This is a genomic window from Oerskovia jenensis, from assembly GCF_016907235.1.
Classification (GTDB): domain Bacteria; phylum Actinomycetota; class Actinomycetes; order Actinomycetales; family Cellulomonadaceae; genus Oerskovia; species Oerskovia jenensis.
In genome coordinates this window covers 3,671,344-3,695,807 of the sequence record NZ_JAFBBO010000001.1, presented here as the reverse complement: position 1 = coordinate 3,695,807, position 24,464 = coordinate 3,671,344, and the positions used below count along the sequence as shown (strand labels likewise).

Sequence of the window (24,464 nt, the reverse complement as noted above, 5' to 3'; positions counted from 1 at the left end):
TCGCTAGGCTGTGCGCATCATGAGCAGCTCCGCCGGCGCAAGCACCGCCCTCCGTGTCATCTGCGTGATCTACAACCCCGGAGCCGAGCTCCGCGACTTCGCCACCTCGTTACGCACCGCGACCACGCAGGAGGTCGAGCTCGTCCTCATGAACAACGGTGGACCGAGCGACCTGGCGACGGAGCTCGCCAAGGCCCCGGGGACCCGGCTGGTCGAGGCGGGCGGGAACCTGGGCTACGGACGCGCGGCGAACCTCGGCGCACGCGGCGCGGTGGGCGACTGGATCGTCGTCGCCAACCCCGACCTCGTCTGGTCCCCGGGCTCTCTCGACGCGCTCCTGGAGGCCGGCTCTCGCCACGAGCGGGCAGGCTCCCTGGGGCCTCGGATCCTGAACACGGACGGCACCGAGTACCCCTCCGCGCGGGCCATCCCTTCTCTGCGCCTCGGCGCAGGCCACGCGGTCCTCGGCAAGATCTGGGCCGACAACCCGTACTCCCGCGCCTACCGGGACGCCCATGGCCCGGGGAGCGCCGTCGAGCGCCCTGCGGGCTGGCTCTCCGGAGCCTGCCTGCTGCTCCGGCGCGAGGCGTTCGACCAGGTCGGCGGATTCGACGAGAACTACTTCATGTTCTTCGAGGACCTGGACCTGGGTGACCGTCTCGGTCAGGCCGGGTGGGCCAACGTCTTCGTGCCGAGCGCCGAGGTGACGCACGTCCAGGGCGTGTCCTGGAAGAAGGACCCGGCCCCCATGATCCGCGCCCATCACGCCAGCGCTCGTCGATACCTCGCCGGACGCTACTCGGCCGCCCACCTCGCACCGCTGCGCTGGGCGATCTCGATCGGCCTCGGCCTCAGGGAACGACTCGAGATCCGGGCCGCGCGACGTCGATGACGCGCATGCGGCACAATGGCCCGCATGCGTGGAATCATCCTGGCCGGCGGATCCGGCACTCGTCTGCACCCGATCACCCTCGGCATCAGCAAGCAGCTCGTCCCCGTCTACGACAAGCCGATGATCTACTACCCGCTCTCGACACTGATCCTCGCGGGTATCAAGGACATCCTGATCATCACGACGCCGCACGACGCGGACCAGTTCCGTCGGCTCCTCGGCGACGGCTCGCAGTTCGGAGTCTCGATCGAGTACACCGTCCAGGCCGAGCCGAACGGCCTCGCCCAGGCCTTCGTCCTGGGTGCCGACTTCATCGGGAACGACTCCGCCGCGCTCGTGCTCGGCGACAACATCTTCTACGGGCCCGGCATGGGCTCGACGCTCTCCCGGTACAGCGACCTCGACGGCGGCGCCGTCTTCGCCTACCGCGTCGCCGACCCGACCTCCTACGGAGTCGTCGAGTTCGACGCCGACGGCAAGGCGCTCTCGCTCGAGGAGAAGCCGGCCGAGCCCAAGTCGAACTACGCGGTCCCCGGCCTGTACTTCTACGACAACGACGTCGTCGCGATCGCCCGTGACCTCGCTCCGTCTGCTCGGGGCGAGTACGAGATCACGGACGTGAACCGGACCTACCTCGAGCAGGGACGCCTGCAGGTCGAGGTCCTCCCCCGCGGCACGGCGTGGCTCGACACCGGCACGTTCGACTCGCTCGTCGAGGCGTCCGACTTCGTCAAGACCATCGAGCACCGCCAGGGACTCAAGGTCGGTGCTCCGGAGGAGGTCGCCTGGCGTCGTGGCTTCCTGACCGACGACGAGCTGCGCGAACGCGCCGAGAAGCTCGTCAAGTCCGGCTACGGCACCTACCTGCTCGGGCTGCTCGAGCGCGACTGACCCACCTCGCGTACGACGAAGGGCCCGACGACGCGAGTCGTCGGGCCCTTCGTCGTACGCGACGGATCAGGCGAGCACGGACGACGCCGCCGCCTGCCACCGCTCGTCCCACGGACCGATCGGCTCGACCCCGATGCGCTCGAGCGCGTCGTGTCCCAGCACCGAGTAGCCGGGCCGCGGAGCCTTGCTGGCGAAGGCGGCGCTCGTGGTGCGCTGAAGATCGACCTCGGCACCCGCCGACGCGACGATCGCCTCGGTGAACCCGAACCAGGACGTCCGACCGCTCGACGTGCCGTGGTAGGTCCCGCTCGGCGCACCGGCCCGGACGAGGCGCACGATCAGGTCGGCCAGGTCCACCGTCCACGTGGGCTGCCCGACCTGGTCGTCGACGACCGAGAGCGAGTCCCGGTCCGCCGCGAGACGTGCCATGGTCTTGGGGAAGCACGCGCCCTGCGCTCCGTAGAGCCACGCGGTGCGCACGATCAGGTGGTTCGGGTTCTCGGCCCGCACGGCCCACTCGCCGGCAGCCTTGGTCCGGCCGTACGCCGAACGGGGCGCGATCGCCGCGTCCTCGGCGTACGGGGCGTCGGCGTGCCCGTCGAACACGTAGTCGGTCGACACCTGGACGAGCGTGGCGCCGGTCCTGGCCGTGGCCCGAGCCAGGTTCGCGGCGCCCACCGCGTTGACCGAGAAGGCCCCCGCCTCCTGCTCCTCGGCGTCGTCGACCGCGGTCCAGGCAGCGCAGTTGACCACGACGTCGAACCCTTCGACCCCCGACGAGACGGACCCGAGGTCCGTGATGTCCATCTCGGACCGGTCTGCCGCCGCAGCGTCGACCCCCTCCTCGGCGAGCCTCGACACGAGGTCCTGCCCGAGCATGCCGCGCGCTCCGACCACGAGCCAACGTGGTGCCCTGCTGTCCTGCGTGACGCCGTCGGTCAACGGTCCTCCGTCTCCGACCGGCCCGATGTCACCGGTACCGGTCCTCCTGGGTAAGATCTGCCCCGCGGGCACACGCCTGCGGGGCAGAAGCAACGACAGGAGTCTACGGTCCCATGACGTCTATCGAGCTAGTCCGCCCCCCAGCACCCGATGACCAGGACTCCGAGCGCACGCCCCGCGCCACGCATGGTGCGCTAGCCCTCTTCGGAGCGGTGATCGCAACAGGCCTGCTACTCGCCGGGCGCCTGGGCGGCATCCTTGGCGGAGAGGTCGCTATCGGTCTCGTCGTGGCTCTTCTCGTCCTCGCGCCGACGGCACGGAGCCTGTCTCAACGCCTCGCCTTCAACCTCTGCCTCGTGGTCGGCTCCGTGCCAGCCCTGTGGATGCTCCCTGCGCTCGAACCGGTCGGTCGTACGACGGTCGCGCTCGCCGTGGTGACCGGCACACTCACCTACTGGGCGCTCAGCCGCCCCGAAAGGGCTCGCTCGCTCGTGCCTCAGGTCGCGACGGTCGACCTCTGGCCTGTGGTCGCCGGGGTCGTCGCGCTCGCCTTCTCGATGCCGTGGTTCCGCACGTCGACCGCCGCCGGAGCACTCACCCAGCTCCAGAACGGCTGGGACAACGCCGCGCACTTCAACATGTTCTCCATGATCCGCGCGTACGGCGTGACGACCGATCGCCTGGGCCTCACACCCGACGGCGAGACCTGGAAGTTCTCCGACTACCCGCAAGGCTTCCACACCCTGGCCGCCGCGTTCGCCGAGCTCGTCACTCCGGGGGAGCCCGGGACCATCTCCGTCGAGCTGGTCACCTTCACCCACGCGATCGGGGTGGTCGCCGCCGTCGCGGTCGTCGTCATGGCCGCCGCACTGTGCGCGATGCCAGCGGTGCGATCCCGTCCGTGGCACGCGCTCGTGGGAGTCTTCGCGCTCCTCGCCCTGATGCTCTTCGGCCCGCTGGGCGCGCTGCCTCTCAACGGGTTCATCAACTTCTACCTCGCCTGCGCGCTCACCGGCACCGTGGTGATGCTTGCAGCGTCCTGCCCACGGGTCCTCGCCCCGATGCCGCTGGCCGCGATCTGCGCGGCCCTGGTCGGGATCGCACAGGGGTGGATCCTCCTGCTCGCCCTCGCCGCACCAGCAGTCCTGCTCGTCCTGCTGCCCTTCCGGCGGGAGCGCTACCGCGCGACACTCCGCGAGAAGCTCGCGAGCGCCCTGATCCTGCTCGCTGCGTTCTACTGCGTCGCGCGCGCCGCGCTCCTGCTCGTCAGCCTCTCCCCGACCGAGGTCCTCACGACCAACGGTGGGACCCCGCAGCCCCCGGTGGGGCTCACCGTCGCGCTGCTCGCCGGCGCGACCGCGGCGTCGCTGTGGGGATGGAGCCGGGCCCGTGCCCTCGGCGACGTCGCCCCTGATGACACCCCCGTCTTGTTCACGTGGATCGTCCCCCTCTGCGCCGGCGTCTCGGCGACGGGGCTCGCCCTCGTGCTCCTGAGCTCCGCGCCGACAGTCACCTACTACTTCTGGAAGTACCTCTTCGCCGTCCTCGTCGTCGGCGCGGTCTCCCTGGTCGTCGCGCTCGTCCATCTCGCGCCGAAGACTCCCGCAGTTCCCCGTACTGCCGCCGTCGCGGCCAGTGTGCTCGCCTCGCTGGCCCTGACCCAGGCCTTCGGCCTTGCCGTGCCCCGCCTCCCCGCATACGGGTTCGTCACCGAGTCGCCCGGATGGGCAGCGCGCACCCTGCTCGCACAGCTGAGCGCCACACCCCACGAAGCCAGCGTCCGGATGGCCGACGCCCTGGCGTCCGAGGCGCCGGAGCCCGAGTCGAAGCCGTTCTTCCTCGTGCCCCCGGGCGAGACCGCGCAGCACCCTCTCTCGGCAGCGCAGTGGTACCTCTCCCTGACCAACCGGTGGACGGCAGAGTCGAACGACGCGCTCGCACCCCTGCTCGCCCTCGACGGCTCGGTCGACACGTACCAGGCCGTCACGGCCGAGATCCTCGCTGCGGCCCCGCAGAACGTCGTCCTGACCGATCCCGGGACGGCCGCTCTGCTACGTTCGGCCCTGCCTGCCGCAGATCAGGACCGGATCATCACCTGGCAGTAGCACCCGGTGGTCACCACCACCGGAGACACGAAGGAGCAACGATGCAGTACCGAGAGCTCAGCGTCCCCGGCGCCTGGGAGATCACCCCGAAGCAGTTCGGCGACCCCCGCGGGGTCTTCCTCGAGTGGTTCAGGGCGCCCGCCTTCGAGGAGGCGCTGGGGCACCCCCTCGACCTCCAGCAGGCCAACTGCTCGGTCTCCTCCGCCGGCGTCCTGAGGGGGATCCACTTCGCCGACGTCCCCCCCGGGCAGGCCAAGTACGTGACCTGCGCCAAGGGGGCCGTGCTCGACGTGGTCGTCGACATCCGGGTCGGCTCACCGACCTTCGGCCAGTGGGACTCGGTGCTCCTGGACGACGTCGACCGTCGAGCGATCTACCTCGGGGAAGGGCTCGGGCACGCCTTCATGGCCCTCGAGGACGACTCGACCGTGATGTACCTGTGCTCGACCGGATACTCCCCCGGGCGCGAGCACGGGATCCATCCGCTCGACCCCGCCATCGGGATCGAGTGGCCCACGACGGCACGCGACGGTTCGCCGCTCGAGCCCCTGCTCTCCGAGAAGGACCTCGCCGCCCCGACCCTGGACGAGGCAGCAGCCCAGGGGCTGCTCCCGACCCTCGCCCAGGTCTCGGAGTACGTCACCTCCCTGAAGCGCTGATCGCCGCCTCGTAGGCGCGCAGGTGCACCTGCGCGGCCGCGGCCCAGGTGAACCCCTCGGCCCGTCTCGTGGCAGCCGCCGCGAGACGGGCTCGTTCGTCCGGTGAGGCGAGCAGCGCCCCGAGCTCGCGTCCGATCGACCGGTCGTCGGTACCGCAGTAGGCGACGGCCTCTCCACCGACCTCGGGGAGCGAGAGCTCGCGCGTCGTGAGGACGGTCGCTCGACACGCCATGGCCTCGAGCACCGGCAGGCCGAAGCCCTCCCCCAGGCTCGGATAGGCGACCACCACCGCGCCCCCGAGGAACGCCGGCAGGTCGTCGAGCGGAAGATAGCCCGCCCGCCGGACCGTGAGACCCGCAGGGACCAGGTCGATCGCGGCATCGATCGACTCGTCCCACCCTCGGGCGCCCGCGAGCACCAGCGCCGGTGGGTTCGCCAACCCCGCGCAGGCCTGGACCCACCCCCGGATCAGTGCCGGGACGTTCTTTCGTGGCTCGAGCGTGCCGAGGAACGCGACGTAGGTGTCCTCCTCGATCCCCAGGGTCTGCCTGACCCTCAGCTGCTCGTCGGGCGTCGTCGGGTGGAACCGGGCGTGGTCCACACCGTGGTACGCGACGAAGAACTTCTCGGGCGCACCGCCGACGAGGCGGAGCACCTCGTCCCTCGTCGCCTCCGACGGGACGAGGAGCGCATCCGCACGCTGGCGCGCCACGCGGATCGCGTTCCGGAAGAACACGGCCTTGGAGCGGAGGTGCAGCTCCGGGGTCGTGAAGAACGTCGCGTCGTGGAGCGTGACGGCGGTCGGGACCCCCGCGGCCAGCGGCAAGGTGTAGTGCGGGCTGTGCAGCACGTCGGGTCGGACCTTCCGGACGAGCGACGGCAGGCCGACCTGCTCCCAGGACATGCGCACCGCACGTCGAGCGGCAGCCGACGGGGCCGGGCAGAGCTCGGCCGCAGGGACGAGCGCCCCGTACGCGTCGAGGTCGCGTTCCTGGACCGCCATCACGAGGTCGACCCCTGCCGCCACGAGCTCGGGAACCAGCTCGTCGACATAGCGACCCACGCCTCCCCGGTCAGCGGGAACCGCGGTGGCGTCGAGGAGTACTCGCATGTGTTCGTCATGCCCTTCGTCGGTGGTTGGTGACCGGTGCCCGGCCGTTCGTCGATGCCGGGACCGGGAGGTCGATCCAGGTCTCGAGCGCCGCTAGGATGATCCGTCGTGACCCCAGACCACGATGCCGAGCGGCTACTCATCATTCTGCCCGCTTGGAACGAGCAAGAAGCCCTGCCCGGCGTGCTCGACGAGCTGCACCTCTTCCTGCCCCACGCCGACCTGCTCGTCGTGAGCGACGGATCGACCGATCGGACCGCCGAGGTCGCGCGCCGCGGCTCGACGATGGTCCTCGATCTGCCGCTCAACCTCGGGGTCGGCGGGGCCATGCGCGCAGGCTACAAGTTCGCGTCGCGGCGCGGCTACGACATCGCGGTCCAGCTCGACGCGGACGGCCAGCACAACCCCGCGGACGTCCCCCGGCTCGTCGAGACCATGCGTGAGCAGCAGGCCGACGTCGTGATCGGGGCCCGGTTCGCGGGTGAAGGCACCTACACGGTCCGCGGCCCCCGACGGTGGGCCATGAAGCTCCTGTCGGTCTCGCTGTCGAAGGTGGCGGGGACGCGCCTCACGGACACGACCTCCGGGTTCAAGGCGTCCAACCGTCGCGCGATCGAGCTCTTCGCCCGCGACTACCCCGCCGAGTACCTCGGCGACACGATCGAGTCGCTCGTGATCGCCGCCCGCTCCGGCCTGACCATCCGACAGGTCGGCGTGACGATGCGTCCACGGTCGGGAGGCACGCCGTCCCACAACCCCGCCAAGGCGGCCATCTTTCTCGGGCGCGCCATGCTCGCGCTCGTCATCGCGCTGTCCCGTCCCGTCACCCCTCGTGAAGAACTGGAAGAACGATGAGCGGATACTTCTTCGCCGTGGCGGCGTGCATCGCACTCGTCGTCCTGCTGCTGGTGCTCCTGCGGACCCGTCGTCTTCGCGAGAAGTACGCGGCGATCTGGCTGCTGGTGGCTCTCGGTGTCTGCGTCCTGGGAGCGTTCCCGTCCGCGGTCGCCGAGCTGGCGCAGCTCGTGGGCGTCGAGACACCGAGCAACCTGCTCTTCGCCCTCGCCATGATCGTGCTGCTCGTCGTGTGCGTCCAGCTGAGCGTCGAGGTCACGGCGCTCGAGGAGGAGACCCGGACGCTCGTCGAGGAGGTCGCGATCCTGCGCTTCGACGTCGACCGCATCACGGCCGCGACGACGCAGCCGTCCCACGAGGGGCGTCCGCAGGCCGGAGCGAACGGCCATGACACGGACCAGATCGATGGGTCGTGACCCCGCTGCCCTGACTCGACCGAATCGGTCGATGCTGTGGGTCGCCGTCGGCCTCGGGGTCTTCGGGCTCTCGAACTTCGTGTTCCTCGCGCTGGCAGGACGTGATCTGGGCCCGGAGACCTCGGCGGCGGTGTCCGTCGCCTGGACCCTGCTCAACGCCCTCGGAATCGGCCTCTTCCAGCCGCTCGAGCAGGAGACCGGCCGTCGCCTGTCCGCCGCGCGCGCCCTGGGCGAGACCGGGGCCGACCTTCGACGCATGGTCCGCTACGCCCTGGTCACCGGCCTCCTCATCGTCGTGGTGGGGCTCGCCGGTACACCGTGGATCGCCGACGCGCTCTTCGGGTCGGCCAAGGACATCGTGCTGGTCGTGGTGCTGGGGCTCCTCGGCCAGGCGCTCGCCTACTACGCGCGCGGTGTCCTTGCGGGGACGGGCCGCTTCAACCGCTACGGCGAGCAGCTCGCGGTCGACGGCGCCATCAGGATCGTCGCTGCCTCCGCGCTCTACCTCTCGGGCGCGGGCAACCAGTTCCTGTACGGGATCGTGCTCGTCGTCGCGCCCGTCGCCGCGACGCTGCTCACCGCCAGGGTCTCGACCCTCGTGAAGGTCGCACGCCACGCGGTGGCGCAGCGCAACGGGGACGGGATGCTGAGCCTGGTCGCCGCCTCGTCCTCGGGTCAGATCCTGGCCAACCTCGGCCCGATCGCCATGGCCGTCATGGCCACGGCGAGCCAGCAGTCCCTCAGCGGGCGTTTCGTGGCCGCGGTGACGGTCGCACGCATCCCCCTGTTCCTCTTCGCGGCGATCCAGGCGGTCTTCCTGCCCGCGCTCGCGGCCCTCGCCGCGACCCACGACGTCGCCGGCTTCCGCGCCTCGGTCCGCAAGGCGCTGCTCGCCAGTGCAGCGCTGGGCCTGCTCGGCATCCTCGCGATCGCGGTGCTCGGGCACTGGGTGCTGTGGCTCATCTACGGTCCCGAGTTCACGATCGACACGCCGACGCTCGTGCTCATCAGCATCTCGGGGGCGCTGTTCATGCTCGCCCAGGTCTTCGCCCAGTCGCTGCTGGCGCACCACGCCGAGCGGACCGTCGCGATGGGATGGACGCTCGGGATCCTCGGCTCCATCGCGACCCTGTTCGTCCCCCTGTCACTCTCGGTGACCGTCGCCCTGGCGCTGTGCGTCGGGTCCGCGGTCGCACTCACCAGCCTTGCGCTGGCCAGCCGCCGGACGAACCGCGTCTGGCAGGCCTCCCTCAAGGTCACGGAGCCCGCCCAGTGAGCACCCCCGTCCTGACAGTCGTGATGCTCGCGTACGGCGCCGAGGAGTACCTCCACGACGCCGTCGCCGCCGTCCTGGCCTCCGAGGGGGTGCCCCTCGAGATCGTGCTGGTCGACAACGGCTGCACGACCGACGCGGTGCGCGACCTCGCGCCCGACGATCGCCTGTCGATCCTGACCCCGGGCGCCAACCTCGGCTTCACGGGCGGGGTCAACCTCGGCGCCCGCGGCGCCCGCGGGCAGTTCCTGGCCCTCGTGAACAGCGACGCGATCGTCGAGCCGTCGACCCTGCGGTTGCTCGTCGCCCACGCCCGCGACGAGGCCGTGGGCATCGCCGGCGCGACGATCCTCCTCGCGGACGCACCCGACCGGATCAACTCGGCGGGCAACCCGTTGCACCTCCTCGGGCTGAGCTGGGCCGGCGGGATGGACCGCCCGGCGTCGGACTTCACCACGGTGCGGGACGTGGCCTCCGCCAGCGGGGCCTGCCTCGTCCTGCGCACCGAGCTCTGGACCGAGCTGGGCGGCTTCCCGGAGGAGTTCTTCGCGTACGTCGAGGACATGGAGCTCAGCTGGCGGTGCTGGCAGCGCGGACTCCGTGTCCAGGTCCTGCCCGACGCGCGAGCGCTGCACCACTACGAGTTCTCCCGCAGCCCGCTCAAGATGTACCTCGTGGAGCGCAACCGCTGGCTCTTCCTGCTCACGTGCCACGAGCGACGCACGCTGTGGCTCCTGGCACTCCCGCTCGCCGCTTTCGAGCTGGCTATCGCGTTCGTCGCGCTGGTCCAGGGCTGGGGGAAGCAGAAGCTGCAGGGTTGGCGGTGGATCGTCGCGCATCGACGCTGGATCGCCCGACGCCGACGCCTGGTACAGGACACCCGTACCGTCCCCGACGCAGCACTCCTTTCCCTCCTCAGCGACACGTTCGACCCCGCACAGACCCCCTTGCCACCGGCGGCTCGCCCGCTCGAGAGCGTGCTGCGAGGATACTGGCGAGTCGCCCGACGCTCCATCCGACAAGAAGGCTGACGATGTCGTCTCTCTCTGCCACCCTGCGCCGACGCCGGGGTCTCGTCGGCGACGGCCGCATGTCGCCCCGCAAGGCCTTCTGGTCGTCGTTCCTCGCCTTCTTCGTGATCAGCGGGCTCTGGGCCGTGAACAACCCTCTGATGGCTTCGGTCGACGAGCCCGCCCACATGATCAAGGCGGCGTCGGTCGTGCTGGGTTCGGAGGACGTCAGCACCGACGGCGGAGTCACCGGGATCGGGCTCGTCGAGATCCCCCTGCTGTACAACACCATCGCGACCTTCGCGAACTGTCTCGCGTTCCAGCCCGAGGCGACGGCCTCCTGCCAGCCAGAGATCACGGGAGACATCGAGCAGATCGCGACGATCCCGACCTCGGCCGTCAACTACAACCCGTTGTACTACGCGGTGGTCGGTCTGCCCGCGCTCATCCCGGACGACGGAGGTGAGTACACCGCGTACCTGATGCGCCTCATCAACGCCCTGGTGAGCTCCGCCGTGCTCGCTCTCGCCGTGCGGACCATCGCCGAGATGCCTCGTCGTCGCTGGATGGCGCTCGGCTTGCTCCTCCCCCTCACCCCGACCTTCATCAACCTCACCGGTTCGATCAACCCGCAGTCCTTCGAGGTCACGGGTTCGGTGCTCTTGTGGGTGACCCTGCTCGCACTGCTCCGAGCCCCCGACCCCGGCGTGCTGGCGCGACGAGCGACTCGTCTGGTGATCGCCACGACCCTCGTGGCGCACGCTCGCGGGCTGGGTCCGTTCTTCGTGGTGCTGATCGTGCTGCTGTGCGTCGGGACCTCGCCCTGGAAGAACCTCGTCGCCCTCGTGCGCCAACGCTCGGCACAGATCGCGATCGTCCTGTGCGTCCTCTCGTGCGCCCTCGCCACCGCGTGGATCCTCTTCGGCAACGCCCTGCCGGACCGCGCCGTGGGCTCCGGCATCTCGGACCGCGACACGTTCCTCCACAGCGCTGGGAACACCTCCTACTACCTCAACCAGCTCGTCGCTGCCCTCGGCTGGCTCGACGTGGCCTTCCCCACCTGGTTCTACATGGTGTACGCGGCGCTCGTCGGCCTCATGATGTTCCTCGGCTGGGCAGCAGGATCGTGGCGCGACCGCCTCGGCATCGTCGTCGTCTCAGCGCTCGTCCTGACCCTGCCGATCGTGATCCAGGTCGCCCAGGCGCCCACGATCGGATGGTTCTGGCAGGGGCGCTACATCTTCCCGGTCGCGATCGGTCTGACCTTCCTGTGCGCACTGGCCATCGAGAGGCGACCGCGCGCGCTGGACGAACGGATGACGAGAAACCTCGTGACGACCACCGCGGTGGTGCTCGTCGGGCTCCAGGTCGCTGCGCTCGTCTTCAACCTCCACCGGTACATCAACGGTGGCAACGGCGGCTGGTTCAAGCTCGACGCAGAGAGCTGGCTCCCGCCGGTCAATCTCGTGGTCTTGCTGATCACGTACGCCGCCGCCTGGGTCGCCTTCGCGGTCATCGCGCTCCGGGCGGCGACTCCCCGAGAGGCGAGACCTGCTGACGAGGTCGTCTCCTCGCCGACGACGAGCGACCTCCCGCCCGAGGGCGCTCCGCTCGTCCAGAGCGCCGACCCTCGCACGGCGCCCGGCGGTTCCTGATCGCCTGGGTCGCCCGGACCGGATGGTCCGGGCGACCCAGGCCTTGTCAGACTGACCGGGTGCACACGGGTCTGCCGGGGCCGAGTGCGTCGCGGGCAACATCCGGTCCGTCCGGGATGTACGTCATGAGGTGATCTTCCACGACACGCCGACCGGTGTGCCGCGACTCCGCAGTACACCCGACACATCCTTAGAGCGTGAAACCCCCATCGCCTCAAGCACGGAGCGCCCTGCCACGCAGGACTCTCCTCATCGTCGTCGCCGTCGGCTGCGCGATCCTCGCTGCCGCCGGCGTCGTGATCTGGCTCGTCGGCTCGGCACGCACCGCCGCGGAACCAACTCAGCAGATCACGCCGTCCGAGGAGCCCAGCGCCTCTCCGTCGACGACGCCCGACACCGGCGCCACGCCTGCTCCCCCGACCGCACCGGTCCTGCCGGAGACGCCGGGCCCCGGCGCGGGAGGGGAGGACCCTCTCGCACCCCCCGCTCCTGAGCCGGTGGCGCCGCTCCCGGCCGGGACGGTCTCGGTGACGCTCACCTTCGTCGCCACGGACACCGCCGCTGGAGTGATCCAGGCCGGTGGCTACGCCGACGTGATCGACGACGCGGGAGTCTGCTCCCTCGTCCTGACCCACGACGGGGAGACCGTTCGCACCGAGCTCCCCGCTCAGCCGGACGCGACCACCACGAGCTGCGGTGGTTTCTCGATCCCCCTCACGGGCATGGCCCCGGGCTCCTGGTCCGCCGTGCTCGAATTCGCGTCGCCCACAGGCGACGGCCGCTCCGACGTAACGCAGGTGAACATCCCATGATCGCTCGTGTCCGACAAGCACTCCTCGCTGCGCTCACCGCGCTCGGGTTGATAGCAGCCGGGCTGGTGGCCGTCGCGCCGGCAGCCCAGGCCGCCCCCGTCGTCGGGTTCAACCCCGGAATGATCATCAGCGACGCCATCTTCTACGACTCGAACGCCATGTCCGCGGGATCGGTGCAGAGCTTCCTCAACTCGACGGGATCCGGGTGCGTGGCGTCCGCGGGCAACGTCTGCATCAAGGACTACCGCGAGACGACCCCCACGCGTCCTGCGACGAGCCTCTGCAAGGGCGGCTACTCGGGTGGGGGGTCGGAGTCCGCGGCCGAGATCATCGCGAAGGTCTCCCGTGCCTGCGGGATCAATCCCCAGGTCCTCCTGGTCACGCTCCAGAAGGAGCAGGGTCTGATCACGGCCTCGGCCGGCAAGTCGGCGGCGACCTACGCCCGGGCACTCGGTTTCGGCTGCCCCGACAACGTCGGAGGCTGGTGCGACCCGCAGTACGCCGGCTTCACCAACCAGGTGTACTCGGCCGCCCAGCAGTTCCAGCGCTACGCGGCGAACCCCACCGGCTACGCGCACCGCGCCGGCACCGTGAACCAGGTCCGCTACCACCCGAACGCCTCGTGCGGCAGCTCGGCGGTCTTCATCGAGAACCAAGCGACGGCGGGCCTCTACAACTACACGCCCTACCAGCCGAATGCGGCCGCCCTCGCGGCCGGGACCGGCTCGGGCAACTCCTGCTCGTCCTACGGCAACAGGAACTTCTACATCTTCTTCACCTCCTGGTTCGGGTCGACCCAGCAGCGGACCCCTGTCGGCAACGTCGAGTCCCTGCAGGCCAGCGGGACCGACAGCATCCAGGTCGGCGGGTGGGCGTTCGACCCGGACAGCGCTGGCTCGGTCGAGGTCCACGTCTACGTCAACGGCCGCGGCTACGCCTACCCGGCGAACCTCGACCGCCCCGACGTCGGCAACGCCTACGGCCGCTCCGGCAAGGTCGGCTTCAACCAGACCATCGTGACCGGGCCCGGCGCCCAGAACGTGTGCGTCTACGCCATCGACTCCAGCGGCGGGGCGAACAGCCTCCTGACGTGCCGCACCGTGACCGTGACGAACAACGCGCCCACAGGGAACGTCGAGTCCCTCAGGTCCACCGGGACCGGCGTCGAGATCAGCGGATGGGCGTTCGACCCGGACAACGCAGGCTCCACCGAGGTCCACGTCTACGTCAACGGCCGCGGCTACGCCTACCCGGCCAACCTCGACCGCCCCGACGTCGGCAACGCCTACCGGCGCTCCGGCAAGGTCGGCTTCAACCAGACCATCGCGACCGGCCCCGGCGCCCAGAACGTGTGCGTCTACGCCATCGACACCAGCGGCGGGGCGAACACGACCCTCGGCTGCTCCACCGTGACCGTGACGAACAACGCGCCCACAGGGAACGTCGAGTCCCTCAAGTCCACCGGGACCGGCGTCGAGATCAGCGGATGGGCGTTCGACCCGGACAACGCAGGCTCCACCGAGGTCCACGTCTACGTCAACGGCCGCGGCTACGCCTACCCTGCCAACCTCGACCGCCCCGACGTCGGCAACGCCTACCGGCGCTCCGGCAAGGTCGGCTTCAACCAGACCATCGCGACCGGCCCCGGCGCCCAGAACGTGTGCGTCTACGCCATCGACACCAGCGGCGGGGCGAACACGACCCTCGGCTGCTCCACCGTGACCGTGACGAACAACGCGCCCACAGGAAACGTCGAGTCCCTCAAGTCCACCGGGACCGGCGTCGAGATCAGCGGATGGGCGTTCGACCCGGACAACGCAGGCTCCACCGACGTCCACGTCTACGTCAACGGCCGCGGCTACGCCTACCCTGCCAACCTCGACCGCCCCGACGTCGGCAACGCCTACCGGCGCTCCGGCAAGGTCGGCTTCAACCAGACCATCGCGACCGGCCCCGGCGCCCAGAACGTGTGCGTCTACGCCATCGACACCAACGGCGGAGCCCCCACGACCCTCGGCTGCTCCACCGTGACCGTGACTGCACGCCTGTCGGCGCCCCAGGCCGCTCCCGCCCCTGCGACGCCGCCTACCCCTGAGCCGACTGACGAGGACCTGGTCGCACCGTCCCCCTCACCGTCTGTCGACCCGGACATCGCACCGAGCGTTCCCGCTCCTTCGCTCGACGGCACCGGCTCCGGCTCCGGCTCCGTCGGTGGCGCCGGCTCCGACTCCGTCGGGCCGGGCTCGGGCGAGACCGAGGCGCAGGCGGGTCGTTTCTCCGCTGACCTCGACATCGTCGAAGAGCGCCCCGGTCAGCTGCGGATCGCAGGGTGGGCCCGCGGCGACGGCATCGACCCGGTCTCGATCGTGGCCCTCGTGGACGGCGTCCCCGTGGCGCTGCCTGCCCCTGCCGAGGACGTGACCGACGTCGTCGGCTCCCCTGTCGACGACGATCCGTTCTCGCTGCTCGCAGACCTGGTCCGGCCGGAAGCAGGTGACAACGCGTCGTACGGCTTCGACCTGCTCCTCGATGTCGCCCCGGGATCCCACGAGGTGTGCATCCAGGTGCTCGAGGACCCGGACGAGCAGCCGCTCGTCTGCAGAACCGTCACCATCGCCTGAGTACCTCGCTCGGCATCGCGGGGTCACCTCGCGATGCCGAGGGAGGTGCTCGTCGCCCGTGGTCGTCATCGACGGCCACGGGCGACGTCATTGGATCGCGTAGATCCGCTGTTCCTTCCCACCCCACGTGATGCTCCCGTCCGGGACGAGGCACGCACCGGTGATCTCGCCCGACGCGACGACGTGCGTCAGGCGCGGCTCAAGCTCGGCGACCGCGCAGGGCGACCCGGTGACCCGGATGACGTCCAGGCTCGGACTTGCCATCGTCACCTCGTCGTCGGCGGTCCAGGTGAACCAGACGTAGGCTCCCCCCCGGTTCCAGACGTCCTCGTACTTCCCCTCAGGATCGAGGGCGCGCCAGGCCTCCTCGTCGGGGCCGGCGAGCTGTCTCCCCGAGAGCGACGGGACTCCGGTAGCCATCATGAGGGTGTCGACGTACGGGGAGTCAGAAGCCCAGACCTCGCCCTGGTCGCGCGCCTGCTTCCCCTCGGCGAGCATCCGCTGCGCAGCACCGCTGTCCCGGAGGTCTCCCAGGCCGAACATGAGCGGGTTCACGTCCCAGACCAGGACAGCGGCCAGCGCCACCGAGATCACGTAGCCGTAGGCTCGCCGTGGCCGCCACGTCACGACGAACACGGCGATCGCCAGCAGCGCGGCCGAGACCCAGACGAGCGAGAGCGGGAGCTCCGGGAGATTCTCCACGCGCAGCAAAGAGCCCGCATAGGCGGCCAGCCCTGCGACGACGGTCGCGCTGATCGCTGCGACGCGGACTCCTGGGCGGCGAGGCAGGGCGGGAATCACGAGGCACAGCAGGACGACACCGAGGAATCCGAGCGCTTCTGCGGCACGGCCGGAGGGGACGATGTTGACGAGAGGAATCCGCCCACCGACCGATCCGAAGTCGATCATCGACCAGGCGAACCAGCAGGTCGTGACCACCGCGGTCGTACAGGTCGTCACCCGGTGCATCGTCGACGTGAAGCGGAGCCGGCCCGCCAGGAGGATCAGCGCCCAGACGAACGCCACGGCGAATGCCGAGGAGATCTCGCTGCCGTTCGTCTCGACGAACGTCACGTATGTCTCAAGATCTGCGAGGTTCGTCCCGCCGAAGATCTCCTGGAAGTTGTTGGCTGTCCCGGTCGACACACGCCGACCCGGATAGGCTGTACCGAGCGACGCCTCGATCCCCTCGCGGTTCTCCCAGAGGATCGCTCCGAGCAGCGCGGCCGTCGCTCCGGTCACGCCGAGCAGCAGGAGCAGACTCGCGCGTCGTCCGGCCCGAGGGGCGAGCATCCCGGCCGCAGTGGCGACCGCGATCGTGCCGACCAGGACGATCGCCCACGGCTGGTAGTACAGCGGAGTCCGGGCGAGAAGCACTGCGGCGAGGAGACCCCAGCCGACGGCTCTCCAACGCCGGTCGACCAGCCACGACTCGCGCGAGAGCAAGAGGGCGGCGCACCCCGCCAGGACGAAGCCGAGGATCCGGACCTGAGCGAACGACCACCAGGCTGCTGCCGGGCCCAGAACCAGCAGCGCAGCGGCGAAGTAGCCGATGCGGGCGTTGCCCGTGACCGACGCGAACCATCGTGGCGCGGCGAGGAACAGCAGCAGGAACGGCAGCCACCACCGGGCAGCGAGGAGGATCTCGTCGGGGATCCCAGGAACGGTGAGCAGGGCGCCGTCGAAGAGGACCACTGCTGAGACCGGGCCTGCAGGAAGCTGGCTGAGGAAGGTCTGCGGTGCGGCGAGCGGGTTGAGCGTCTCCGTCGTCTCCACCGCAGTGACTCCGATATCGATCGGAGTCGACGTCATGTACTCGTCGCTACGGATGCCCAACGGGCCGCCGAGCGTCAAGCCGAGTGGCTGATCGGGGTCCTCTCGCAGCAACGAGATACCGACCGACGACTGGGTCGCTCCCGACAGGACGAGCGCGAGATAGAGCACGACCGGCACGATGACACCCCATCGGCGACGCCTGCGCAGCCAGGTCAAGAACCTGACGGAGCCGCCCGGCCGCCGATGCGCCGGCGCCGGGGGCTCCGCCGCTACCTGATCTGTCAACACCGCTGCACTCCCGATCGAGGGTGGGTCACGCCGAGGAATCGGCTGATACTACCGGGTGACCGTGTGCGACACGTGTGCGTTCGAGCCGAGCGGTGCGGCGACTAGGCTTGGCCCCGTGACTGCCTCCCCCGCCCCGGTCTCGGTGTCCATGACCGTCGAACAGCTGTGGCAGCCGGTACCAGGAGGGTCGGGCACGTACATCCGTCGTCTGGCCGAGCACCTCGCCGCGCGCGACGACGTCCGGCTGACGGGCGTCCGAGCGCGAGGGACGCTCGAGGACCGGCGAGGGCTGCCGTCGTCGATGCCGTTGGTGGCCTCGTCGCTGCCGCGACGAGCCTTGTACGCGTCGTGGAACAGCCTGCGGGCACCACGGGTTCCGGGTCCGCCGACCGACGTGATCCATGCGACGACCTGGGCCGTTCCCCCCCGGAGCGCCCCCCTGGTCGTCACCGTCCACGACGTCGCGTTCCGGAGGAACTCCTCGCACTTCACGCCTCACGGGGTCCGCTACTTCGAGAAGGCCCTCCAGGTCGTTCGTCGGGAGGCGGATCTCGTCATCGTCCCCTCGGTCGCGACCCGGGACGACTGCGTCGAGGCCGGCCTGTCGCCGGAGCGACTGCGGGTCGTCCCGCACGGCACGAGCGCAGCGCCCGTCACCGAGGACGAGGTCACGGCCTGGCGCGCCGCCCACGGGGTGCACCGGGACTTCGTCCTCTGGTGCGGGACCTTCGAACCCCGGAAGAACGTGGGCGCGCTCCTCGCGGCCTTCAGCACGATGCTCGGCGAGGGCACCGACCTCGACCTCGTGCTGATCGGCCCGACCGGCTGGGGCGGGACCTCGGCAGAGGTCCGTGCGGTCGTCGACCGGCTTCCTGCGGATCGTGTCCACCTGCTCGGCAAGGTTCCCGAGCAGGCCCTGCAGGTCGCCTACCGGACCGCCGCAGCGTTCTGCTTCCCCTCGCTCTGGGAGGGCTTCGGGATGCCCGTCCTGGAGGCGATGGCGCACGGCACCCCGGTCGTGACGTCCGAGGGCACGTCGATGGCCGAGGTGAGCGGGGCGGGCGCCCTCCTGGTCGACCCGACCTCCCCCGATGCCCTGGCCGACGCGATCCGACGGGCCGCCGGACCCGAGCACGACCTGCTCGCCGCTGCGGCGCTGGAGAACGCATCGACGTACACCTGGGCCCGCGCAGCCGACCTCACGGTCGCTGCCTACCGGGACGCCGCGAGCGGAGCCGGCCGATGACCGCTCAGGTCCGCGCCGTCGTCGTCAACTGGAACGGTGCGCACCTCCTCGACGACTGTCTCAGTTCCCTGCTCGCCCAGGACCTCCCCCCAAGGGCCCTCGAGATCGTCGTGGTGGACAACGCGTCCTCCGACGACTCGGTGGCGGTCCTGCGCGACCGCTTCCCCACCGTGGAGGTCGTCGAGAACACCGTCAACCGCGGCTTCGCCGGCGGCGTCGACGCCGGCCTGGCGAACCTCGACGCACCCTACGTCGTCCTGCTCAACAACGACGCCACGTTCGCCCCCGACGCGATCTCTCGGCTCGTCGAGGCGCTCGAAGCGTCGGACAGCGCCCACGCAGGGGCCGCGACCGCGCACATCCTGCTGACGGAGCCGGACGAGCAGGGCCGGACGCTGGTGAACTCGACCGGCAACGTGCTGACCTCGGCCGGCTCGGCCACCGACAGGGACTGGCTCGCCGTCGACGGGAGCATCTCGCCCGAGCGACGAGTCTTCGGCTTCTGCGGGGGCGCGGCACTGCTGCGGACCAGCGCGCTGGCGGAGGTCGGGACCTTCGACGAGCGGCTCTTCCTCTACTACGAGGACACCGACCTGTCCTGGCGCATGCGCGCGGCGGGCTGGGAGACCGTCTACGTCTCCGGCGCGGTCGCCCGTCACCGGCACGCCGCGAGCTCCGACGCGAGCAGTCCGCTCTTCCGGTACTACAACACCCGGAACTCGCTGCTCGTCTTCACCCGGCACGCCCCGGCGGGCGTGGTCGTGCGCTCGCTCGCCCGGCAGGTCCTGGGCGCCGTCCGCCATGCCGTGCTCAGGAGCGAGCCCAGGCCCGTCGTCGCGGCCCGTCTGCGGGCGCTGCGAGACTACGCGCGCATGCTCCCGACGGCCCTCGCAGACCGCCGGCGGTACTGGCGCCGAGCCGTCGTCGACCGCCGCGACGTCTACCGGGACGCGGTCGTCGGGAGCTGAGCACGGGTCGACCGGCCCGCGTCAGGCCAGGGGCACGGCGGGCGGGTGCGGCGGACTCGCCGCACCCGCGACCGCACGTCAGTCCTGCGGCGACTCCGGCCCGCGCACGACCCGGCGCACACGACCGTTGACCCGTCGCACGAGTTCCTTGGGACCACCCGCGGACAGGTATCCCTTGACCAGCTCGAGGTCGGACCGGACGCTCCACGGCGCCTTCTCGAACTTTCGCGCCTTGCGGTCCACGCCACCGACCCGCGCCGCGAGGTCGGCAGCACGCCGCGGGAACCGGCAGAACTCGACCAGGGGCTCGAGCACCTTCGCCCAGCGGTACCCTTCCGCGAACTCGCGGACGTTCGCCCGGACCACGGTGGTCGCCGCGTCGTCGAACAGCATCTCCTCGAGCGCGGCCTCCAGCGCGTCGACGTCCTCGGGGGGGACGACGCGACCGAGGTCGTGACGCTCGATGAGGTCGCCGAACGTGTCCCCACCGGTCGCCACGATGGGCAGGCCGGCCCAGAGGTAGTCCAGGATGCGCGTGCGGAAGCTGAACGCCGTCTCGATGTGGTGGAAGTGCGTCGACACCCCCAGGTCCGCGTCGAGCAGGTAGTCGGCCCGCTCGTTGTACGGAACCCAGCCGGTGTTGAAGAACACGTGCTTGCCGGTCAGCCCCAGCTCCTCGGAGAGCTGCTGGGTCTCCCACGCGATCCGCATGTCGGGCACACCGGGGTTCGGGTGCTTGAGACCCATGAAGTAGAGGCGGACCTCCGGGTGGCGACCCCGGAGGCGGTCGACCGCGCGGATCAGGGTCAAGGGGTCGAACCAGTTGTAGACGCCGCCGCCCCAGATGATGACCTTGTCGTCCGGACCGATGCCCGGCACGGTTCCCTTGATCGCGTGCTTGTGCTGCACAGGGTCCGCGTCCGCGATCCCGAACGGGACGACGCTGATCAGGGAGTCGAGGCTCTCGTCCTCGTCGTACACGAGGGCGTTCACGCGCCCCTGCCCCGCCATCTGACCGAGCCAGAAGTCCCTCTGCTTCTCGGACGCGCACAGGACGAAGTCCGCACGGGCGAGCTGCTCGTTGAGCACCCTGCTCGTCTCACGGATGGATCGCGCACGCCCCTCCTCGCCGAGGTCCCGAGCCTGCTCGAGCTGCTCGAGGTGCATCGGGTCGTAGACGTCCGCGACGAGGATCTTCGAGCTGTCGACCAACCACGGTGCGCCCTCGAGGAGGAACCCCTGGAAGATGATCACGTCGGCCCAGTCGGTCACCTTCTTGAGCTTGGGACCGACCTCGTACAACACCTCGAAGTCGTCGCTGCTCACGCGCGCGCCCGCGGTCGAGACCAGCTTCACGTCGTGCTCGCCCGCGAGGGCGGAGGCGATCTCCCACGCGCGGATCGCGGGGCCGGCCATGCGCTCGAGCAGCGGCTCCCCGGTCACCACGAGGATGCGGGACCTCGACGTGAAGTGCTCGGCGATCCCGAAGGCCTTGACGAGCACGTCGTGGGCACTGTTGTATCCCTCGATCGCGTACGCCGCCTCGATCGCGTGCCGGAACAGCGGGAAGATCTCACGGTCGGGACGACGCCTGAGCCTCTGGAGCTCCTCCCGCGACGTCAGCAGGGTCGGGAGGTTCTCGGTGAAGTAGTCGATCGCGTAGGTCCCGGTCAGGGCCATCTTCGAGATCTCCAGGGTGCCGACGTCGTCGCCGCCGGGAGAGCGCTGGAGGTCGAGCGCCGTCGCGTCGGTCCCGGTGCGGGCGAGCGAGCGGCGGACCGAGAGTGCCATGGCGGCCGGCAGCGCCTTCGCGAGCGACTCGTCGTCGAGGTTCTTGTACAACGACAGGAGGGCGTTGCGCTCGAGCAGGTACGCCTCACGGAAGTTGCCGAACTTCTTCATCGTGACGTGGTGACGGTGGTAGGCGAGCGACGTCGGCACGTAGCGGACGCGATGGCCCAGGATGTTCAGGCGCCACCCGAGGTCGACGTCCTCGTAGAACATGAAGAAGCGCTCGTCGAAACCGCCGACCGAGCGGTAGAGGCTCGCGCGGACGAACATCGCGGCGCCCGTGCCGAAGAGCACGTCCTTGGGGACGTCGAAGGCCGCGGAGTCGGGCTTCTCGGCCTCCCGCTTGTAGCCCATCCCGTACCAGGTGAGCGAACCGTCCGCGTAGTCGATGAGCTCGCCGGACCAGTCGAGCACCTTGCTCGCGACCGCGCCGATGGTCTGGTCGGAGTCGAACGCCTCGACGGCCGCCCGGATCCATCCGGGGTGGGGGCGGGCGTCGTTGTTGATGAAAGCCACGTACTCGCCCCGGGCGTGCGAGACCCCCAGGTTGCAGCCACCGGCGAACCCCGTGTTGCTCCCTGCGTCGATCACGACGGCGGAGGGCACCGCGGCGCGGATCTTCGCGACGCTGCCGTCCCTCGAGTCGTTGTCCACGACGATGAGCTCGAACCGGTCACGCGGCCAGTCGATCTCGTCGAAGTGCCGCAGGCACGTGATCGTGTCGTCCGCGCCCTTGTAGTTCACGAGGATGACCGAGACGAGCCCCGTCTGGGGCCCTCCCTCGGGCACGGCGATGGCATTCGAGGTCGAGCTCACATGTTCTCCTGCAGTCCGTGGGGCCCGGGGTGTCCGGCAAGACCCGGACGGGGCAGCAACCATCCTAGCGGGGCGCGATCGACCACCCCTGAGCGTTCGGTAAAGTGACGTCGGCTACCGCCGCGGCGGACGCACTAGAACCAAAGGACACCATGACCACTGCACCTGAGGATCGTGCCGCCGCCCTGGCGCTCGAACCGCTCCGCACCGCCGGGCCGCGCCCGGGCTTCGCCACCGGGACGCTTGCGTCGCTGCGAGACATCCACGCGCACCGGGAGCTGCTGGGGATGCTCGTGCGACGTGAGCTGAAAGCCCGCTACAAGGACAGCTCGCTGGGCTTCGTCTGGAGCCTCGCACGGCCCCTCGCGATGCTGCTCATCTACTACGTGGCGCTCGGGCAGTTCCTCGGCGCCGCCCGGAGCATCCCGTCCTTCGCCGTGTTCATCTACACGGGCCTGACCGCCTGGGGCCTGTTCTCCGAGGCGCTGACTGCGGGCACGGGCTCGGTCGTCGCGAACTCGGGACTCGTGAAGAAGGTGTACCTGCCACGTGAAGTGTTCCCGCTCGCGTCGATCGGTTCAGCCCTCTTCAACTTCGTCGTCCAGCTGGCGATCCTCCTCGCGGTCACCTTGGCGATCGGGCAGTTCCCGACGGGCAGCAGATGGGGCTACTTCGTCCTCGGGTTCCTGATCCTCGTCGTGTACGCCACGGCGCTGTCCTTGTTCCTGAGCGCGGTGAACGTCTACCTGCGCGACATCCAGTACCTCGTCGAGATCTTCGTCATGATCTTCTTCTGGGCGTCCCCCATCGTCTACTCGTGGACCCTGGTCGAGAAGGCGGTCCACAGCGACATGCTGCTCAACATCTACCTCTCCAACCCGGTCACGCTGGCCGTCCTCGGGTTCCAGAAGACCTTCTGGCTCGCCGGTGACGGCCAGTCGTACCCACCTGACCTGTACGCGCGGATGGGGATCGCGCTCGCCGTGGGCGTCGTGCTCCTCTGGCTGTGCCAGCGCACGTTCGCCCGCCTCCAGGCCAACTTCGCGCAGGAGCTGTGATGACCTCGACGACCGTCGTCCAGATCGAGAACCTCTCGAAGCACTTCGTCATCCGCAAGGAGAAGTCCCTCAAGGAACGGGTCGTCAACTTCGGCCGGTCCCGTCGCCACAAGGAGGACTTCTGGGCGCTCAAGGACGTCGACCTGTCGATCCAGTCGGGGTCGACGGTGGGGCTGATCGGGCCGAACGGCTCGGGCAAGAGCACCCTGCTCAAGATGATCGGCGGCATCCTCCAGCCCGACACGGGAAGCGTCAAGATCCGGGGCCGGCTCGCTGCCCTCCTCGAGCTCGGTGCGGGATTCCACCCCGACCTCACGGGTCGTGAGAACGTCTATCTGAATGCTTCGATCCTCGGGCTCTCCCGCCAGCAGACGGACAAGCACTTCGACGCCATCGTGGACTTCTCGGGGATCGAGAAGTTCATCGACACCCAGGTGAAGTTCTACTCGTCCGGCATGTACGTGCGGCTGGCCTTCGCCGTCGCCGTCCACGTCGACCCCGACATCCTCCTCGTCGACGAGGTCCTCGCGGTCGGCGACGAGCCCTTCCAGCGCAAGTGCCTCGAGCGCATCCGGCAGTTCCAGAGCGAAGGGCGCACGATCGTCCTGGTGACCCACGGTCTCGACCAGGTCGCCGAGTTCTGCGACCGGGCCGTGGTCCTGGAGCAAGGGCGGATCGTCACGGACGGCACGCCGGACGAGGCCTTGCGCACCCTGCGACAGGACTTCGAGGACACGCGCGCCGACGAGCGGGACAAGGCGCGCATGGCGTCGGGCGACCCGGAGAAGGTCGCGTCGGCCAAGATCACCGGAGTGTCGATCCGCCCGGCGAGCGCGACGTCGGACGTCGCATCCGTGGAGCTTCCGCCCGGCGAAGGGCTACGGGTCGCGGTCGAGGTCGTCTCCGACGACCCGGTCGAGTGCGTCCTGACGATCGGGCTGACCAGCCCGATCGGCACCCCCATCTATCAGACGAGCTCGGAGATGCTCGACCAGCCTCTTCCGCCTCTCAAGCCCGTCAACCGCTATGCCCTGACGTTGCCGTCCCTGCACCTGAGTCCGAACGACTACAACGTGAGCGTCGCGCTCTCGCTGGCCGACGGCACGGAGATCCACAACGTGCCGTTCGCCGCCTCGTTCAAGGTGACAGGCAAGAGCGACTCCCTCGGGTTCCTCGACAGCTCCGCGGAGTTCATCGCGTACGACGCCTGACCCGCCGGGTCGCACCCGGTGCCGCCCTGGGACCACGGGGAGCCTCACGCCATGGGCTCCCACGGGTC

General features: G+C 69.8%; 19 protein-coding genes. 15 read left to right on the top strand and 4 right to left on the bottom strand.

Features of this window, described 5'->3' with window-relative positions:
* Window positions 1-19 precede the first annotated feature (19 nt).
* On the top strand, window positions 20-892 hold the full coding sequence (locus JOD49_RS16650) for a glycosyltransferase family 2 protein (protein WP_205308167.1): 873 nt from the start codon (window positions 20-22) through the stop codon (window positions 890-892).
* A gap of 24 nt (window positions 893-916) precedes the next feature.
* Window positions 917-1,783, top strand: a complete 867-nt coding sequence (gene rfbA / locus JOD49_RS16645) for a glucose-1-phosphate thymidylyltransferase RfbA (RefSeq protein WP_205308166.1) — start codon at window positions 917-919, stop codon at window positions 1,781-1,783.
* 66 nt (window positions 1,784-1,849) lie between these two features.
* Here rfbA and rfbD read toward each other — a convergent pair whose 3' ends face one another.
* On the bottom strand, window positions 1,850-2,725 hold the full coding sequence (rfbD, locus tag JOD49_RS16640) for a dTDP-4-dehydrorhamnose reductase (RefSeq protein WP_275588981.1): 876 nt from the start codon (window positions 2,723-2,725) through the stop codon (window positions 1,850-1,852).
* Window positions 2,726-3,012: 287 nt separating this feature from the next.
* On the opposite strand from rfbD, the gene JOD49_RS16635 reads away from it, so the two are divergent.
* Together JOD49_RS16635 and JOD49_RS16630 are read left to right on the top strand one after the other, a co-directional pair.
* Window positions 3,013-4,830, top strand: a complete 1,818-nt coding sequence (locus JOD49_RS16635) for a DUF6541 family protein (protein WP_205308165.1) — start codon at window positions 3,013-3,015, stop codon at window positions 4,828-4,830.
* A gap of 41 nt (window positions 4,831-4,871) precedes the next feature.
* Window positions 4,872-5,489: a dTDP-4-dehydrorhamnose 3,5-epimerase family protein gene (locus tag JOD49_RS16630; protein WP_205308164.1), complete on the top strand. Its 618-nt coding sequence runs from the start codon at window positions 4,872-4,874 to the stop codon at window positions 5,487-5,489.
* Here JOD49_RS16630 and JOD49_RS16625 read toward each other — a convergent pair.
* Window positions 5,470-6,552: a glycosyltransferase family 4 protein gene (locus JOD49_RS16625; protein ID WP_307822597.1), complete on the bottom strand. Its 1,083-nt coding sequence runs from the start codon at window positions 6,550-6,552 to the stop codon at window positions 5,470-5,472. The two genes, JOD49_RS16630 and JOD49_RS16625, sit on opposite strands and share 20 nt — an antisense overlap.
* 156 nt (window positions 6,553-6,708) lie before the next feature.
* Here JOD49_RS16625 and JOD49_RS16620 point away from each other — a divergent pair, with 156 nt between their 5' ends.
* The 7 genes from JOD49_RS16620 (at window position 6,709) to JOD49_RS16590 (ending at window position 15,242) form a co-directional block, all read left to right on the top strand.
* Entirely contained in the window at window positions 6,709-7,455 is a 747-nt protein-coding gene (locus tag JOD49_RS16620) for a glycosyltransferase family 2 protein (protein WP_205308162.1), read from the top strand.
* On the top strand, window positions 7,452-7,871 hold the full coding sequence (locus JOD49_RS16615) for a DUF2304 domain-containing protein (protein ID WP_205308161.1): 420 nt from the start codon (window positions 7,452-7,454) through the stop codon (window positions 7,869-7,871). Before JOD49_RS16620 ends, JOD49_RS16615 begins: the two co-directional genes overlap by 4 nt.
* A 31-nt stretch (window positions 7,872-7,902) precedes the next feature.
* Window positions 7,903-9,147, top strand: coding sequence for a lipopolysaccharide biosynthesis protein (locus JOD49_RS16610; RefSeq protein ID WP_205308160.1), 1,245 nt, complete (start codon window positions 7,903-7,905; stop codon window positions 9,145-9,147).
* Window positions 9,144-10,175 carry a glycosyltransferase family 2 protein gene (locus tag JOD49_RS16605; RefSeq protein WP_307822596.1) on the top strand — a complete coding sequence of 344 codons (1,032 nt, stop codon included), beginning with the start codon at window positions 9,144-9,146 and terminating at the stop codon, window positions 10,173-10,175. Before JOD49_RS16610 ends, JOD49_RS16605 begins: the two co-directional genes overlap by 4 nt.
* Before the next feature lie 2 nt (window positions 10,176-10,177).
* Complete coding sequence (locus tag JOD49_RS16600; protein ID WP_205308159.1) at window positions 10,178-11,809, top strand: DUF2142 domain-containing protein; 1,632 nt, start codon at window positions 10,178-10,180, stop codon at window positions 11,807-11,809.
* Between the two features lie 197 nt (window positions 11,810-12,006).
* The gene (locus JOD49_RS16595) at window positions 12,007-12,621 is read left to right on the top strand and encodes a hypothetical protein (RefSeq protein ID WP_205308158.1); all 615 of its coding nucleotides are present in this window, start codon (window positions 12,007-12,009) and stop codon (window positions 12,619-12,621) included.
* Complete coding sequence (locus JOD49_RS16590) at window positions 12,618-15,242, top strand: hypothetical protein (RefSeq protein ID WP_205308157.1); 2,625 nt, start codon at window positions 12,618-12,620, stop codon at window positions 15,240-15,242. Before JOD49_RS16595 ends, JOD49_RS16590 begins: the two co-directional genes overlap by 4 nt.
* 87 nt (window positions 15,243-15,329) lie before the next feature.
* Here JOD49_RS16590 and JOD49_RS16585 read toward each other — a convergent pair whose 3' ends face one another.
* Window positions 15,330-17,195, bottom strand: a complete 1,866-nt coding sequence (locus JOD49_RS16585) for a DUF7657 domain-containing protein (RefSeq protein ID WP_425566320.1) — start codon at window positions 17,193-17,195, stop codon at window positions 15,330-15,332.
* Window positions 17,196-17,421: 226 nt separating this feature from the next.
* Between JOD49_RS16585 and JOD49_RS16580 the strand changes: the two genes are divergently transcribed.
* Together JOD49_RS16580 and JOD49_RS16575 are read left to right on the top strand one after the other, a co-directional pair.
* Complete coding sequence (locus JOD49_RS16580; RefSeq protein ID WP_307822595.1) at window positions 17,422-18,552, top strand: glycosyltransferase family 4 protein; 1,131 nt, start codon at window positions 17,422-17,424, stop codon at window positions 18,550-18,552.
* Entirely contained in the window at window positions 18,549-19,520 is a 972-nt protein-coding gene (locus tag JOD49_RS16575; RefSeq protein WP_205308155.1) for a glycosyltransferase family 2 protein, read from the top strand. The genes JOD49_RS16580 and JOD49_RS16575 overlap by 4 nt, the downstream gene beginning before the upstream one ends.
* A 78-nt stretch (window positions 19,521-19,598) precedes the next feature.
* Here JOD49_RS16575 and JOD49_RS16570 read toward each other — a convergent pair whose 3' ends face one another.
* Window positions 19,599-22,127 (bottom strand): glycosyltransferase, encoded by a 2,529-nt coding sequence (locus tag JOD49_RS16570; RefSeq protein WP_307822594.1) that lies wholly within the window; start codon window positions 22,125-22,127, stop codon window positions 19,599-19,601.
* A gap of 152 nt (window positions 22,128-22,279) precedes the next feature.
* On the opposite strand from JOD49_RS16570, the gene JOD49_RS16565 reads away from it, so the two are divergent.
* Both JOD49_RS16565 and JOD49_RS16560 read left to right on the top strand, forming a co-directional pair.
* Window positions 22,280-23,185, top strand: coding sequence for an ABC transporter permease (locus JOD49_RS16565; protein ID WP_205308153.1), 906 nt, complete (start codon window positions 22,280-22,282; stop codon window positions 23,183-23,185).
* Window positions 23,185-24,396, top strand: coding sequence for an ABC transporter ATP-binding protein (locus tag JOD49_RS16560; protein ID WP_205308152.1), 1,212 nt, complete (start codon window positions 23,185-23,187; stop codon window positions 24,394-24,396). Before JOD49_RS16565 ends, JOD49_RS16560 begins: the two co-directional genes overlap by 1 nt.
* Window positions 24,397-24,464 lie beyond the last annotated feature (68 nt).